Source organism: Pseudomonas sp. LBUM1658, assembly GCF_059716055.1.
Map to the genome: position 1 here is coordinate 3482295 of NZ_CP166798.1, position 14456 is coordinate 3496750.

Here is a 14456-nt window from a genome sequence, read left to right on the forward strand (position 1 = left end):
GATCGCGCTCCTTGCTGCCGTAAAACTGAATAGCTGGGCGCTCTCCATAACAGCCTCTGAGGAGCCGTATCATGCTCACCCAACGTGCTCTTCTGTTCGCTCTGCAAGGCAGTGAGCACTACGCAACCCGCGTGGCGCAACGGCTTGGTTGCCAACTGGCGCTCCACGAGGAGCGTAACTATGAGGATGGCGAACAGAAATGCCGACCGCTGGAGCCGGTCAACGGCCGCGAGGTCGTAGTGTTTCATGCTCTGTATGGAGATGATCGACAGAGCGCGAACGATAAGCTGTGTCGCCTGCTGTTCTTCTGCGGCGCACTCAAGGATGCCGGTGCTCGCCAGGTCCAAGTGGTGGCTCCCTACCTCTGCTACGGGCGCAAGGATCGCCGCACTCACCATCAGGATCCAACCATCACTCGTTATCTGGCGGCCATACTCGAAGCGTGTGGCGTGGATCGTCTGGTCGCACTGGAGGTACACAACCCGGCGGCATTCGATAATGCCTTTCGCATTCCCACATGGAATTTGCAGTGCGCAGAATTGTTCGCCGAGTATTTCGCCGGGCTGGTCGGTGACACCGAGGTGGTTGCGGTTTCTCCCGACACCGGTGGTGCCAAGCGCGCCGAACAATTTCGCCAGGCCCTGGAGCGGCGACTGGGCCGCCCGGTGGGCGGTGCGCTGATGGAGAAGCACCGGGACCAAGCCACGCTCACCGGCACCCTGCTGGTCGGCGAAGTCCAGGGCAAGACGGCCATCATTGTCGACGACCTGATCAGCACCGGTAATACGCTGATGCACGCTGGCCGTGCCTGCCAGAAGGCAGGTGCCGTTCGCTTGCTCGCTGCAGCCACCCATGGTTTGTTCACCGGTGGCAGTGATCTGCTCGACAGCCCGCTGTTTGAACGGATCACCATCTGTGACAGTGTGCCGCCGTTTCGCCTGCCACCCGAACAGGTGACGCAACGCTTGCACGTGCTCGACAGCACGGCCATGGTTGCCACGCTATTGGCTGAAAATGGAGCGTGGGCTTCAGAGGATCTGCTTCAGCCCCTCTGAACCCAGGCTCGACTTTCGCCTGGTCTGGGCGCCCATGAACAACCACAGGTCGGACACCATCAGCAGTCTCCTGGGACATTGATACAGATCAAGCCAATGAACCCGCATTGCACCACGATTGGGTAACAGCCATTCGCCCGATGCGTCATGGTTGCCGGGTACGACCGCACCTCTTTGTGCCCATACGGGAGGTTGCCGCTGAACCACGCAAGTCTCTCCCGCAATATCCTGACTTGAAGGAACACAAGGAAAAGTATTCAACCTTCCAGTCCTGTCAGAAGGAATGCTGCCATGACCATGAACAGCTCCATCAACCTGAGCAATCAGCTCTTCTTTGAAGCAGATCAACTCAGCGCTCAAGCCTATGCGCTCTTGAGCGAGCAACCTGTTACGACTCAGACCCTGCAAAGGTTTTCCGAGATTAAAAAACAGGCTGATGAAAAATATCGGCAAGCCAGGCAGCAATGGTTGCGTATCAGGGATAAGACCCCTGAGCGCATGTCGATGGCCGACTGACTTGCCGCTAGCTGCCAAGCTGACGGCCACTGACGTGCCCACGTCAGCGAGCAGCGGCAAACCGTGGCAATGAGCCTAGTCTCTCCAACGCTTCAGCGATCCTCGTCCTTGCGGGCAACCCCTTCCATCCAATCCACCGGATGGGTCTCGAGATAGCTCCTGACGGCGGCGCCTATCGTCGGAAAGAACGCCGCTTCGCCAAACCGCGCGAAAAGCCCGAATCGTTTCAGCTTGTCCTTGACCGGGTCCTTCATCTCGGCCACGCACAACTTGATGCCAGCCGCGTGCAAGGTTTCGTCCAGCTCGGCCAGCATGTCGGCGGAGGTCACGTCCACGCTGGTGACCGGTTCCGCTGCAACGACCAGCCAGCGCACTGGTGTAGGTGATGTAGCCACTGCGTCCAGCACTCGGTCATGGAACAGCTCGGCGTTGGCAAAAAACAACGGCGCATCCCAGCGAAACAGGACCAGGCCGGAAATAAGGCGCGCGTTGGGATAACGCTTGATGTCGTGGTAGCCCTGGATGCCTTCGGCGCGTCCCAGAACCGCAGAGTACGGGCGCCAGCCATCCCACAGAAATTCGATGACAGCAATCACGATGGCCAGGCCGATGCCCTCAATCGCACCCAGCACGGCCACGCCTACCGTACAGACGATTGACAGCCAGAACTCCCAACGCTGGATGCGATAGATTCGTCGCAGGTCGGTGACCTCGATCAGGCCGATAGCCGATGCGATCACCACCGCAGCCAGTGCGCTGGTGGGCAAGTTCTGCAGCAGGTCCGGTGCCACCATCAGCAGTAAGGCAACAGCAAGCGCGCCGACGACTCCGGTCAGTTGGGTTCTGGCGCCTGCAGCCTCGGCCACGGGAGTACGTGACGAACTGCTGCTAATCGGGAAGCCCTGAAAAAATCCCGCGGCCAGGTTGGCGACGCCGAGCCCTACCATCTCCTGATTCGGGTCGACATAGGTGCGGGTCCGCGCCGCATAGACACGAGAGAGCACGCTGGTGTCGGCGAACGAGACGAGGGCGACGGCGCAACCGCCGATCAGGACCGGGACGATATCGGCGCTGGTGATCCAAGGGATGGCGAACGCAGGCAGGCCTTGTGGAAGAGAGCCGAGGACCGACACATTAGCGCGCGCCGCCAGGTCCAGCACGCCAACGGCGACGGTCGCTCCTGCCACGGCAATCAGGATGCCCGGCACGCGCTTGTTGCCCTTGAGCAGCAGGATCACCGCCAGGGTGGCTGCGCCGACCATGAACGTGGTCCAGTTGGTTTTTTCATCCATAACCGCCGTAGCGATGGCCCATAAGTTTCTCAGCGGTCCGTCGGTTTCGATCGAAAAGCCGAAAAACTTGGGCAGCTGGCTGATCAATACCGTCAAAGCGATCCCGTTCATGTACCCATAGCGGATCGGTTTGGAAAGAAGCTCCGTGACGAAGCCCAGGCGCACCACGCCGGCCAGGATACACACCGCCCCCGAGACGATCGCCATCATGCCCGCAAGGGCGACTGCGCGCTGCGGGTCGCCGCCGGACAATGGCAGGACGACGGCGAGGATGACGGCAGCCAGCGAGGAATCCGGCCCCAGCACCAGAATCCGGCTGGGTCCGAACAACGCATAGGCGAGCAGAGGAACGATGGTCGCGTAAAGGCCATAGATGCCAGGCACCCCCGATGCCACCGCGTAGGCGATGCCGACGGGCACCAGCATGGTGGTCAGCACCAGTCCGGCCACAATGTCGTGTCGCAACCAAGCCACTTGGTATCCGCGCAGCGTGCGCAGCCCTGGCAGCCAGCGGCCCCAGCCGGTTTGATCGTCGCCCGTATCCCGACGCGCAATCCGGCCCGGCTCCGGGAGGGGGGGCGAAGAATCCGGATTGCTCATAGAACTGAAGCCCTTTGGTAGACAGCGCAGATTCGCTTAACCGTACCCGTCAGAATTTTTCAGGGATTCGCCTGAACGGATAATCCGGCTCGCGATAACCGCCTGGCTTCTGCCGCTTGGGCAACGTCACCTTCTCGCGCGGCACATTCTTGTACGGGATGCGGCTGAGCAAGTCGGTGATGATGTTGAGGCGGGCCCGCCGCTTGTCGTTTGAGTTGGCCACAAGCCACGGCCCATATTCGGTATCGGTCGCCTTGAACATGTCGTCACGTGCGCGCGAGTAGTCATACCAGCGGCCGTACGACTTGAGATCCATAGGGGAAAGTTTCCAGATTTTGCGTCCATCCTTGATGCGCGCCTCGAGTCGGCGGGTCTGCTCCTGCGGGCTGACTTCCAGCCAATACTTGAGCAGGATAACTCCTGAGTTGACGATCGCACGCTCCACCAGGGGTACTGACTTCAGGAAACTCGCAACCTGCTTTTCGGTGCAGAACCCCATCACGCGCTCGACGCCCGCACGGTTGTACCAACTGCGATCGAAGATCACCACTTCGCCAGCCGCGGGCAGGTGCGGCAGGTAGCGCTGCAAATACATCTGGCTCTTCTCGCGATCGGTCGGCGCAGGCAACGCCACCACTCGAAAGATACGCGGGCTCACCCGTTCGGTGAGCGCCTTGATCGTCCCGCCCTTGCCGGCACCGTCGCGCCCCTCGAAGACAATACAGATCTTGATGCCTTTTTGTTTCACCCACTCCTGCAATTTGACCAGTTCGACATGCAATCGGCGTAGCTGATCAAGATAGTCTTTGTTTGTCAGTTTCAAGCTTTTAGCGGAATTACTCTTTGTGGCGCCCTTCTTGTCCTTTGCCATGACCAAGCCCTCACGAATGCAAGTCGCTGGCTGCCAACGGATCGACCCTTCAGGTGCAGCAATCAGCTCGCAGATCGCGGCTTGCTCGAGCAAAGCGCAGCGCCGGTTGTGGACGGATCCCCTGCTCTGTATGTTTGACTCCGGTAACTAACCGCGTGAGTTTAGTTCATGAGCCGATCATCTACATTGTTGCTACAGGCTCTGGGAGCATGATGGCTGTAATTGATATAGCGTTAGAGCTGCATTGATCTAAGTCAGCTGTTTGAATAGCGAGCAGATTACTCTGTTGTCTCTTTTCTCCTGCATTGGAGTCATGCAATGTCTGAATCTCCCGGAAAACTCCGGCTGGGCGCATTAGTCGCTCTGGTGGTTGGCTCGATGATTGGTGGCGGGATCTTCTCCCTGCCGCAAAACATGGCGGCCAGTGCCGATGTCGGTGCCGTGCTGATTGGCTGGGCCATCACCGCCGTGGGCATGTTGACCCTGGCGTTTGTGTTCCAGACCCTGGCCAATCGCAAGCCCGATCTTGACGGGGGTGTCTACGCCTACGCCAAGGCCGGATTCGGTGACTACATGGGCTTCTCTTCGGCCTGGGGTTACTGGATCAGTGCCTGGCTGGGCAACGTCGGCTACTTCGTGCTGCTGTTCAGCACCCTCGGCTATTTCTTCCCGATCTTCGGTGAAGGCAACACCCTGGCCGCGGTGATCGGTGCATCGGTGTTGCTCTGGGCCGTGCATTTCCTGGTGCTGCGAGGGATCAAGGAAGCGGCGTTCATCAACCTGGTGACCACGGTCGCCAAGATCGTGCCGCTGGTTCTGTTTGTGTTGATCGCGGTGTTCGCGTTCAAACTGGAGATCTTCACCGCCGACATCTGGGGCCTGAAAAATCCCGACCTGGGCAGTGTGATGAACCAGGTGCGCAACATGATGCTGGTCACCGTCTGGGTGTTCATCGGTATCGAAGGCGCGAGCATCTTTTCGGCCCGGGCGGAAAAACGCAGCGACGTGGGTAAAGCCACCGTGATCGGGTTCATCACCGTGCTGCTGTTCCTGGTACTGGTGAACGTGCTGTCGCTGGGGATCATGACCCAACCTACACTTGCCAAGCTGCAGAACCCATCGATGGCCGCCGTGCTCGAGCATGTGGTCGGCCCCTGGGGCGCGGCGTTGATCAGCGTCGGTCTGATCATTTCTTTGCTCGGTGCACTGCTGTCGTGGGTGCTGTTGTGCGCGGAGATCATGTTCGCCGCCGCCAAGGACCACACCATGCCGGCGTTCCTGCGCAAGGAAAACGCCAACCAAGTGCCGGTCAACGCCCTGTGGCTGACCAACGCCATGGTCCAGATTTTCCTGATCATCACGCTGTTCTCGGCCAGTACTTACCTGTCGCTGATCTACCTCGCCACCTCGATGATCCTGGTGCCTTACCTGTGGTCGGCGGCCTATGCCCTGCTGCTGGCGGTGCGCGGCGAGAGTTATGAGAACGCCATGGCCGAACGCAAGAAAGATCTGATCATCGGCGCCATCGCCTTGATTTACGCGCTCTGGCTGATCTATGCCGGCGGTGTCAAATACCTGTTGCTCTCCGCCCTGCTCTATGCCCCCGGCGCGATTCTGTTCGCCAAGGCCAAGCTTGAAGTCGACAAACCGGTTTTCACCAACGTCGAGAAGCTGATTTTCGCCGCAGTGCTCATTGGCGCCCTGGTGGCGGCCTATGGGCTCTACGACGGCTTCCTGACCCTGTAACACCTGGCTGTTTTGCTATATGGAGGATCACTGTAATGACCACGGAAAAAGTTAAGTACGGCGTCCATTCCGAAGCCGGCAAACTGCGCAAAGTCATGGTTTGCTCCCCTGGCCTGGCCCATCAGCGGCTGACCCCGAACAACTGCGACGAACTGCTGTTCGATGACGTGCTGTGGGTCGCCCAGGCCAAGCGCGACCATTTCGATTTCGTCACCAAAATGCGCGAACGCAATGTCGACGTGCTGGAAATGCACAACCTGCTGACCGACATCGTTGCGATCCCCGAAGCCCTGGACTGGATCCTGCAGCGCAAGATCACTGCCGATTCGGTGGGTCTGGGCCTGGTTAACGAAACCGGCTCGTGGCTGCGTAGCCTGGAGCCGCGCAAGATCGCCGAATTCCTGATTGGTGGCGTGTCCGCCGATGACCTGCCGGACAGCTTCGGCGGCAAGACCATTCAGATGTTCCGCGAATTTCTCGGTCACTCCAGTTTCATCCTGCCGCCGCTGCCCAACACCCAGTTCACCCGCGACACCACCTGCTGGATCTACGGTGGTGTGACGCTGAACCCAATGTACTGGCCGGCCCGTCGTCAGGAAACCCTGCTGACCGCGGCCATCTACAAATTCCACCCGCAGTTCACCAACGCCGAGTTCCAGGTCTGGTACGGCGACCCGGACCAGGACCACGGCAGCTCCACCCTTGAAGGCGGCGACGTGATGCCGATCGGCAACGATGTGGTATTGATCGGCATGGGCGAGCGTTCGTCCCGTCAGGCCATCGGCCAACTGGCGGTGAACCTGTTCAAAAACAAAGCGGTGGAACGGGTGATCGTCGCCGGCCTGCCGAAATCCCGCGCGGCGATGCACCTGGACACCGTGTTCAGCTTCTGCGACCGCGACCTGGTGACGATCTTCCCGGAAGTGGTGAGCCAGATCGTCGCCTTCAGCCTGCGCCTTGACGAAAGCAAACCGGGCGGCATCGACATCCGTCGCGAAGACACCAGCTTCCTCGACACCGTAGCCGCAGCGCTCAATCTCAAAACCCTGCGCGTGGTCGAAACCGGCGGCAACAGCTTCGCCGCCGAACGCGAACAGTGGGACGACGGCAACAACGTAGTGGCCGTGGAGCCCGGCGTGGTGATCGGCTACGACCGCAACACCTACACCAACACCCTGTTGCGCAAGGCCGGTATCGAGGTCATCACCATCAGCGCCGGAGAACTGGGACGCGGGCGTGGCGGCGGCCATTGCATGACCTGCCCGATCATTCGCGACCCGATCGACTACTAATTCATCATTGACGTGCTTGCCGCTGCCCCCATGAAGGGCCTCGGCAGGTGGACGACCGACATCCAAGGAGATCCAAAATGGCTTTCAATATGCGCAATCGCAGCCTGCTCTCGCTGATGCACCACACCACTCGCGAGTTGCACTACCTGCTGGACCTGTCCCGTGACCTGAAACGCGCCAAGTACACCGGCACCGAACGGCCGCACCTCAAAGGCAAGAACATCGCGCTGATCTTCGAAAAAACCTCGACCCGCACCCGCTGCGCCTTCGAAGTCGCGGCCCACGACCAGGGCGCTCACGTCACCTACATCGACCCGGTGTCGTCGCAGATCGGCCACAAAGAAAGCATGAAAGACACCGCCCGGGTACTGGGCCGGATGTTCGACGCCATCGAATATCGCGGCTTCGAACAGGAAATCGTCGAGGAGCTGGCCCAGTTCGCCGGCGTGCCGGTGTTCAATGGTCTGACCGCTGAATTCCACCCGACGCAAATGATCGCCGACACCCTGACCATGCGCGAACACAGCGACAAGCCGCTGCATGACATCAGCTACGCCTACCTCGGTGACGCGCGCTATAACATGGGCAATTCGCTGCTGATGATCGGCGCCAAGCTGGGCATGGACGTGCGCATCGCCGCCCCCAAAGCCCTGTGGCCCCATGCCGACTTCATCGCCCAGTGCAAAGCCTTCGCCGAAGACAGCGGCGCGCGCATCACCATCACCGAAGACCCGCTAGCCGCGGTCAAGGGCGTGGACTTCATCCACACCGATATCTGGGTCTCCATGGGCGAGCCGGTGGAAGCCTGGGACGAACGGATCGAGCAACTGCTGCCGTACCAGGTCAACGCCAGGATGATGAAGGCCTCGGGCAACCCGCGAGTGAAATTCATGCACTGCCTGCCGGCCTTCCACAACAGCGAAACCAAGGTCGGCAAGGACATCGCCGCGCGTTATCCGCACCTGGCCAATGGCGTTGAAGTCACCGAAGAGGTGTTCGAATCGCCGGCCAACATCGCCTTCGAGCAGGCGGAAAACCGCATGCACACCATCAAGGCGATCCTGGTGTCGGCGCTGGCGGATATCTAACGGCTGACGCGGACCACTGTAGGGGCGAGCTTGCTCGCGATGGTCGTCAACGATAACGCGGGGCATCAGGAGCACCGCGGTGTTTTTGAGTTCATCGCGAGCAAGCTCGCTCCTACAGGGGACCGAGTCAAGCCGTTCCATTTCAGAATTTAGAAGGACTGCATCATGCGTATCGTCGTTGCTCTGGGTGGTAACGCCCTCCTGCGTCGTGGTGAACCCATGACCGCGGACAATCAACGCATCAACATCCGCACCGCTACCGAACAGATCGCCCGGATTCATCCCGGCAACGAACTGGTTATCGCCCACGGCAATGGCCCGCAGGTCGGCCTGCTGTCGTTGCAGGCGGCCGCCTACACCTCGGTAACGCCCTACCCGCTGGATGTCCTCGGTGCCGAAACCGAAGGCATGATCGGCTACATGATCGAACAGGAGCTGGGCAACCTGCTGGACTTCGAGGTGCCCTTTGCCACCCTGCTGACCCAGGTCGAAGTCGACGCCAACGACCCCGCCTTCCAGACCCCGACCAAACCCATCGGCCCGGTTTACGCCAAGGCTGAAGCGGAAAAACTCGCGGCAGAAAAAGGCTGGAGCATCGCCCCGGACGGCGACAAGTTTCGCCGCGTGGTGGCCAGCCCGAAACCCAAACGCATCTTCGAGATCCGTCCGATAAAATGGCTGCTGGAAAAAGGCAGTATCGTGATCTGTGCTGGTGGTGGCGGAATCCCGACCATGTACGGTGCCAACGGCAAACTCCAGGGCATCGAAGCGGTGATCGACAAAGACCTCTGCTCGGCGCTGCTGGCCGAACAGCTGGACAGTGATTTGCTGGTGATCGCCACCGACGTCAACGCGGCCTATATCGACTTTGGCCAACCGACCCAGAAGGCCATTGCCCAGGCCCACCCGGACGAAATGGACAAGCTGGGCTTCGCCGCCGGCTCCATGGGGCCGAAGGTCCAGGCCGCTTGCGAGTTCGCCCGCAACACTGGCAAAGTCGCGGTGATCGGTTCACTCTCGGACATCGAAGCGATCGTCCAGGGCAAGGCCGGCACCCGCATCAGCACGGCGACACTTGGCATCACTTACCAATAAAACCCTCGGGTCAGGATCCTCGCCTGCCCCCCACTTCAATGCCTTTTGAAGGAGAGACGCCAATGGCCACGTTCGAGCCCGGTCATCTGCACATCGAGCGCCACGCGCTGAACAAGGACGATGTCAGCTACAACATACGCATCGACTATGAAGTCACCCAGGACCCCAAGGAGGGCAAAGGGATGCTGTTCACGATGCATGGCAGCATCCAGGGCAAGGATCTGAAAGAATCATTCTTCCTGCCCAAGGATCAGGCCTACAACTTCGCCAGCAACGTCACGAAAATCGCAGAGAAGTACGGCATTCCCAAGGCGCTGAGCAGCATCGGTTCGTCACACAAGGACTACGATGCAATGTTCGAAGACGTGCGGGTGCAGCTGGATATGAAATCGGGGGACCCGGTCAAACCCGAGCATCTGGAATAATCCAATTCTTCTGTGAATGCTGAACCTGTGGGAGTGAGCTTGCTCCCACAGGAGATCATTAACTATCTCGATGTCACCCAGCGCAACGGCGCGGTTCCCGTTGCTCTGCCTTCGGGGTTGGGTCTGGAGGGGGCTGGTCGGGTCGCTGCGGTGGGGCCCGAAGTCACTAACGTTAAAGTGGGTGATCGCGTGGCTTATGCCACCGGCCCCCTGAGTGCCTACGCCAGTGGCCGATTGGTTCCGGCCGGGAAACTGGTGCCGCTTCCTGAGTCGATCAGCTTCCACGACGCCGCAGCCGTTCTGTTCAAGGGAATCACGGCACAGTACCTGCTCAAAACGACTTATCCAGTGGGGCCGGGAACTGTCATGGTGCTGTATGGCGTCGCCGGCGGTCTGGGCGCCATCATGGCCAAGTGGGCCAAGCATCTAGGCGCTTTCGTGATTGGTGTCAGCCGCCATACGGATGAAATTGCCGCTTTGCTGGCGCTCGAATCCCAGGGGTCATTCGTTGCGGCCGCTCGGCTTTTGCAGCGCCATCCCACGATCGTTTCCAAGCGCTTGGCGGCGCTGGAAGCCCGGCTGGGAGTAAGGCTGATCGAGCGCAGCACCCGACACATCCGTCTGACAGACGTCGGGGCCCACCTTGTCAGGCGCCTGCGTCTGGCTACCGAGTTGATAGCTGAAGCAGAGCAGGAGGCAGCCCTAGGGGCCGCCGAGGTCCGCGGCAATCTGCGGCTGGCTGTGCCGGCAGCCATGGGCAGGCTCTGGTTGGCGCCGATACTGCCGGAGTTTCTGGCTGCCCATCCGCATTTGACGGTCACCGTGGATTACAGCGAGCGCTTCGTTGATGTGATCGCCGAAGGCTTCGATGTGGCAATACGCATAGGTGAACTGGACGATAGCCGCCTGATTGCCAAGCGCCTCGGCGATCATCGCCGCATTCTTTGCGCGTCTCCTGATTATGTCGAACGATACGGCTGGCCTGAGTCACCCACGGAGCTGGCAAATCATAACTGCCTGGGATTCACGGGACTGGCGTCTTACCCTGAATGGAAGCTCATCAGCGCAGGTGAGCAATTTGCCCTACGCCCCCAGGGCTCCCTGGTGTCCAACGATAGTGAAGCGCTTTTGCGCGCGACCATTGCGGGTACCGGCATCCTGGGTGCTGGGGAATGGCTGTTCAGTCGTGCATTGGTAAACAAAGAAGTTGTAAGAGTATTGCCGGACTGGGAGTTGGGGGAAAAAGGAGGGATCTACCTTATTCGACCCTCGGCAAAATTTGCGTCCTCCGCAACGCTAGCGCTGAAAGATTGGCTGGAGGGCAAGATCGCTCAGGGAAATCCGTGGACGAACGCGCTGTAAGGTCCTTGTAAAACGATCATCATGGGGCGATCCCAGCTCCTTCGAAGTGCGCCCGGGCCCACGCAGAATTGCATTGTACAAAGTGGGGCACCCGAAGGTCTTATTCGCAGCATCAATCAATGGGGCCGATATTGATCGTTAAATCGCTTCCCAGTCCGGGAACCTTGGCCAGGATTTCCGCTGGCGTGGCTTTGGAAAACTCGACAACGTAACCCATGCCGCTACCATCTTCCTCGATGAGGGTTACCCATTGCGTCACCTCATCCACAGCGAGTCCCAAAGCTTGTCCGACCTGACGATTACGGTGCTCGGAATCAGTTTCATCCAAGGGGTACTGATTCATTGTAGTGGTCTCCACGGTGAAGGTTGCAATTGAGGGCTCTTCAATTTTTCCTACTTCCTCATCCCTAACCGCCGACGCATGTCAGCGGTGATGGACTGTCGGGTTTTCTTCAGCTCAGCCCAGGGCCCGTCACCGACGTCGACCAAGCGCTCATACACGTTGTGCAGATTCCATTGATTACCGCCTTTCAGTTCCGCGACCTCCTCGCGAAAGATCGGTACCGACACCGGCAACCCTTCGCGAGTGCGCACGGCGTAGGCACAGATGGTGGTAGCGCCAAGGCCATTGCGCAGGTAGTCGATGAAAATTCGCCCCACCCGGTTTTTTGGTCCGGATACCGCGGAAAAACGATCCGGTAACAACTTGGCCATGTGACTGACTATCGCGTGGCTGAAATCCTTGACCTCGTCCCAGCCGAGTTTTCGGGTTAACGGAACAACCAGGTGGATGCCCTTCCCTCCACTGGTCTTGAGGAATGCCTTGAGTCCCAGTTCATCGAGCACCGCGAGGGTCAATTGTGTCGCTTCGACCATGCTTTTCCAGGGCAATGCGGGGTCGGGGTCGAGATCAAGGACAAATCGGTCGGGCTTGTCCAGGTTGTCAGAGGTGGCGTTCCAGGTGTGCAACTCCACCGTGCTCATCTGCACCGCCCCGACCAGGGCTTCGATGTTATTGATGATCATCACGGGCTGCCCGGTGACGTCTTTGTCCAGGGTTGTGATCCCCGGAATGGCCAGACGCTCGGCGTTTTTCTGAAAGAACAATTCCCCGGCAATGCCTTCAGGTGCCCGAACCAGCGCCACCGGCCGGTCCTTGAGCTGAGGCAGGATCCACTCGGCGACGCTGGCATAGTACTGCGCCAGTTGCACTTTGGTGGTGCCGCTGGTGGCATCGATGACTCGGTCAGGGTGAGTGATACGCACTTTGCCGGTACCCGACACAGCTTGGGTTGATGCGACCTTGGCGGGTGGTTTTTTCGCAGCGCTGGCTGGTTTTTTCATACCCTTCGGGCGCTCCTCAGTAATGTCCCTGGCAGGTTTATCGTCACGCAGTCCATGAAATACCGCATGGCGTACCGACCCATCCTTGGTCATTTCGGCATAGGCGACTTCCGCCAACAACTTCGGTTTCAGCCAATGCACGCCTTTAGCCTCAAAACCGCTCGGTGGATTGACCACAGCCGGCTTTTTCGTCTCCAGAGGTTTGAGTTGTTGGTAAATGCTCTTGAGGGTCCCTTCGTTAAAGCCGGTCCCCACCTTCCCCGCATAGCGCAATTCGCCGCTGTCTATGTCATGCAAGCCCAGAAGCAACGCCCCAAAGGCACTGCGCGCACCTTTCGGGTCGGTATAACCGACCAGCACAAACTCCTGTCGATTTTTGCACTTGAGTTTGATCCAGTCAGCGCTGCGCCGGGACACATAAGGCGAACCAAGACGTTTGCCGATCAACCCCTCCATCTGCATTTCGCAGGCGCTGTTCAGCAAGGCATCGGGGGTCTCGCCGAATGACTCGGAGAACCGCAGAAGCGGATCTTCGTTAAGGTTAAGCACCGTCGCCAGGGCGGCCCTTCGTTCCTCGACGGGCACCTCTCGCAGGTCAACGCCATTGAGGTAGGGCAAGTCGAACAGGTAGTAAACGATGTTGCCACTGCGACCCGAGTCAAAGGCGTTTTGCAGGGCCTGAAAATCCGGGACTCCCTGCTCGTCGGCCACCACCATTTCACCGTCAAGCCAGGCAGACTCCAGACCCAGAACAGCCAGGGCCTCTGCCTGTTTGGGCAGCTTGTGAGTCCAGTCGTGCCCATTACGGGTGAACAGCTGGATGTTGCCGTGATCGACGCGGGCCATAATTCGATAACCGTCGAACTTGATCTCATAGTTCCAGTCGCCGTCCGGTGCGCTGTCGACCAGTGTCGCCAGTTCCGGCTTGAGCAGCTCTGGCAGTTTGGCCTTGCGCGCACCGGTCAATTGCGGCGTTTTGTGCTTTTGCGCAGGGGCCGGCTTTTTTCTGATGGGTTTGGGTTTGTCCGTGCCTTGCGCCTTGGGGAGGATCGTGCGGTCGCTAAGGACGCTGTCCGGCTCGGCCTTGACCACGTCATACTCTGCCTCGGGCTTCGCCGCACTGTCCTGATGCTTGATCAGAAACCATTGCTCTTGCTTACCCGGCATGTGGGTGCGCACCAGATTCCACAGACCGCCGAGTTTTTCGCCCTGCAACTCGAACTTCATACGACCCTTTTCATAGGCTTTGGCAGGGTCTTCCTGGGGTATCCACACCCCGCGATCCCAGACAATCACATCGCCGGCGCCGTAATGCCCTTCGGGAATGCTGCCCTCGAACGTGGCGTAATCGATCGGATGATCTTCGACGTGCACCGCCAGGCGCTTTACCTTGGGGTCCAGCGACGGCCCCTTTGGCACCGCCCAACTCTTGAGCGCGCCATCGAGCTCAAGGCGAAAGTCATAGTGCAGTCGAGAGGCATCGTGCTTTTGAATACAGAACTGCAAGGCGTGCGCAGTTTTTTTCGAGCGCTTTTCTGATTTCCTCGCCGCAGGTTCCGGCGTGGCGGCGAAGTCTCGCATGCGATTGTAGTCGTCCAGATTTTTGCTCATGGCTCACCTGCGACTCGGGCTGGTCAGGCTCCTCTTATATACAGACCCTCTATTGTTAACGGAGGCAAAAACACAGGTGCCAGTTCATTTCTTGTTGTGCAAGACCGGATAAGCGGTGGGAACCCTGGTCAATCAGCCTAAGCCGCCACATTGGCCGGG

Annotated in this window: 12 protein-coding genes and 1 pseudogene; 9 read left to right on the forward strand and 4 right to left on the reverse strand. The window is 59.3% G+C overall.

What is annotated here, in order from left to right:
- Positions 1 to 71 precede the first annotated feature (71 nt).
- On the forward strand, positions 72 to 1055 hold the full coding sequence (locus tag ACA064_RS15910; protein ID WP_497668965.1) for a ribose-phosphate diphosphokinase: 984 nt from the start codon (positions 72 to 74) through the stop codon (positions 1053 to 1055).
- A 291-nt stretch (positions 1056 to 1346) separates the two neighbouring features.
- Positions 1347 to 1571: a hypothetical protein gene (locus ACA064_RS15915; RefSeq protein WP_497668966.1), complete on the forward strand. Its 225-nt coding sequence runs from the start codon at positions 1347 to 1349 to the stop codon at positions 1569 to 1571.
- Positions 1572 to 1663: 92 nt separating this feature from the next.
- Here the strand turns inward: ACA064_RS15915 and ACA064_RS15920 are convergent, their stop codons facing one another.
- Both ACA064_RS15920 and ppk2 read right to left on the reverse strand, forming a co-directional pair.
- Positions 1664 to 3463 (reverse strand): SulP family inorganic anion transporter, encoded by a 1800-nt coding sequence (locus ACA064_RS15920; protein ID WP_497668967.1) that lies wholly within the window; start codon positions 3461 to 3463, stop codon positions 1664 to 1666.
- Between the two features lie 49 nt (positions 3464 to 3512).
- The gene (gene ppk2 / locus ACA064_RS15925) at positions 3513 to 4334 is read right to left on the reverse strand and encodes a polyphosphate kinase 2 (RefSeq protein WP_497674255.1); all 822 of its coding nucleotides are present in this window, start codon (positions 4332 to 4334) and stop codon (positions 3513 to 3515) included.
- Between the two features lie 318 nt (positions 4335 to 4652).
- Here ppk2 and arcD point away from each other — a divergent pair, with 318 nt between their 5' ends.
- The 7 genes and pseudogenes from arcD (at position 4653) to ACA064_RS15960 (ending at position 11342) form a co-directional block, all read left to right on the forward strand.
- Positions 4653 to 6080: an arginine-ornithine antiporter gene (gene arcD, locus ACA064_RS15930; RefSeq protein ID WP_497668968.1), complete on the forward strand. Its 1428-nt coding sequence runs from the start codon at positions 4653 to 4655 to the stop codon at positions 6078 to 6080.
- Positions 6081 to 6115: 35 nt separating this feature from the next.
- A complete protein-coding gene (gene arcA, locus ACA064_RS15935; RefSeq protein WP_497668969.1) occupies positions 6116 to 7372 on the forward strand; it encodes an arginine deiminase in 1257 nt (418 codons plus the stop codon).
- A gap of 77 nt (positions 7373 to 7449) precedes the next feature.
- Positions 7450 to 8460: an ornithine carbamoyltransferase gene (locus tag ACA064_RS15940; RefSeq protein WP_150643922.1), complete on the forward strand. Its 1011-nt coding sequence runs from the start codon at positions 7450 to 7452 to the stop codon at positions 8458 to 8460.
- Positions 8461 to 8625: 165 nt separating this feature from the next.
- On the forward strand, positions 8626 to 9555 hold the full coding sequence (gene arcC, locus ACA064_RS15945) for a carbamate kinase (protein ID WP_497668970.1): 930 nt from the start codon (positions 8626 to 8628) through the stop codon (positions 9553 to 9555).
- A gap of 62 nt (positions 9556 to 9617) precedes the next feature.
- Positions 9618 to 9980 carry a DUF5064 family protein gene (locus ACA064_RS15950; RefSeq protein WP_497668971.1) on the forward strand — a complete coding sequence of 121 codons (363 nt, stop codon included), beginning with the start codon at positions 9618 to 9620 and terminating at the stop codon, positions 9978 to 9980.
- A 33-nt stretch (positions 9981 to 10013) separates the two neighbouring features.
- A pseudogene (locus tag ACA064_RS15955) lies at positions 10014 to 10154 on the forward strand (alcohol dehydrogenase catalytic domain-containing protein); the annotation flags it as partial.
- Between the two features lie 231 nt (positions 10155 to 10385).
- Positions 10386 to 11342, forward strand: a complete 957-nt coding sequence (locus ACA064_RS15960; protein ID WP_497674256.1) for a LysR family transcriptional regulator — start codon at positions 10386 to 10388, stop codon at positions 11340 to 11342.
- A gap of 112 nt (positions 11343 to 11454) precedes the next feature.
- Here ACA064_RS15960 and ACA064_RS15965 read toward each other — a convergent pair whose 3' ends face one another.
- Both ACA064_RS15965 and ligD read right to left on the reverse strand, forming a co-directional pair.
- Positions 11455 to 11685 carry a hypothetical protein gene (locus tag ACA064_RS15965; protein WP_497668972.1) on the reverse strand — a complete coding sequence of 77 codons (231 nt, stop codon included), beginning with the start codon at positions 11683 to 11685 and terminating at the stop codon, positions 11455 to 11457.
- 50 nt (positions 11686 to 11735) lie between these two features.
- A complete protein-coding gene (gene ligD / locus ACA064_RS15970; RefSeq protein ID WP_497668973.1) occupies positions 11736 to 14297 on the reverse strand; it encodes a DNA ligase D in 2562 nt (853 codons plus the stop codon).
- Positions 14298 to 14456: the final 159 nt, after the last annotated feature.

What these genes read in the sequence shown, in the direction of transcription:
- ACA064_RS15910 (WP_497668965.1), top strand. Translation starts at nt 72, where the DNA reads ATGCTCACCCAACGTGCTCTTCTGTTCGCTCTGCAAGGCAGTGAGCAC.
- ACA064_RS15915 (WP_497668966.1), top strand. Translation starts at nt 1,347, where the DNA reads ATGACCATGAACAGCTCCATCAACCTGAGCAATCAGCTCTTCTTTGAA.
- ACA064_RS15920 (WP_497668967.1), bottom strand. Translation starts at nt 3,463, where the DNA reads ATGAGCAATCCGGATTCTTCGCCCCCCCTCCCGGAGCCGGGCCGGATT.
- ppk2 (WP_497674255.1), bottom strand. Translation starts at nt 4,334, where the DNA reads ATGGCAAAGGACAAGAAGGGCGCCACAAAGAGTAATTCCGCTAAAAGC.
- arcD (WP_497668968.1), top strand. Translation starts at nt 4,653, where the DNA reads ATGTCTGAATCTCCCGGAAAACTCCGGCTGGGCGCATTAGTCGCTCTG.
- arcA (WP_497668969.1), top strand. Translation starts at nt 6,116, where the DNA reads ATGACCACGGAAAAAGTTAAGTACGGCGTCCATTCCGAAGCCGGCAAA.
- ACA064_RS15940 (WP_150643922.1), top strand. Translation starts at nt 7,450, where the DNA reads ATGGCTTTCAATATGCGCAATCGCAGCCTGCTCTCGCTGATGCACCAC.
- arcC (WP_497668970.1), top strand. Translation starts at nt 8,626, where the DNA reads ATGCGTATCGTCGTTGCTCTGGGTGGTAACGCCCTCCTGCGTCGTGGT.
- ACA064_RS15950 (WP_497668971.1), top strand. Translation starts at nt 9,618, where the DNA reads ATGGCCACGTTCGAGCCCGGTCATCTGCACATCGAGCGCCACGCGCTG.
- ACA064_RS15960 (WP_497674256.1), top strand. Translation starts at nt 10,386, where the DNA reads ATGGCCAAGTGGGCCAAGCATCTAGGCGCTTTCGTGATTGGTGTCAGC.
- ACA064_RS15965 (WP_497668972.1), bottom strand. Translation starts at nt 11,685, where the DNA reads ATGAATCAGTACCCCTTGGATGAAACTGATTCCGAGCACCGTAATCGT.
- ligD (WP_497668973.1), bottom strand. Translation starts at nt 14,297, where the DNA reads ATGAGCAAAAATCTGGACGACTACAATCGCATGCGAGACTTCGCCGCC.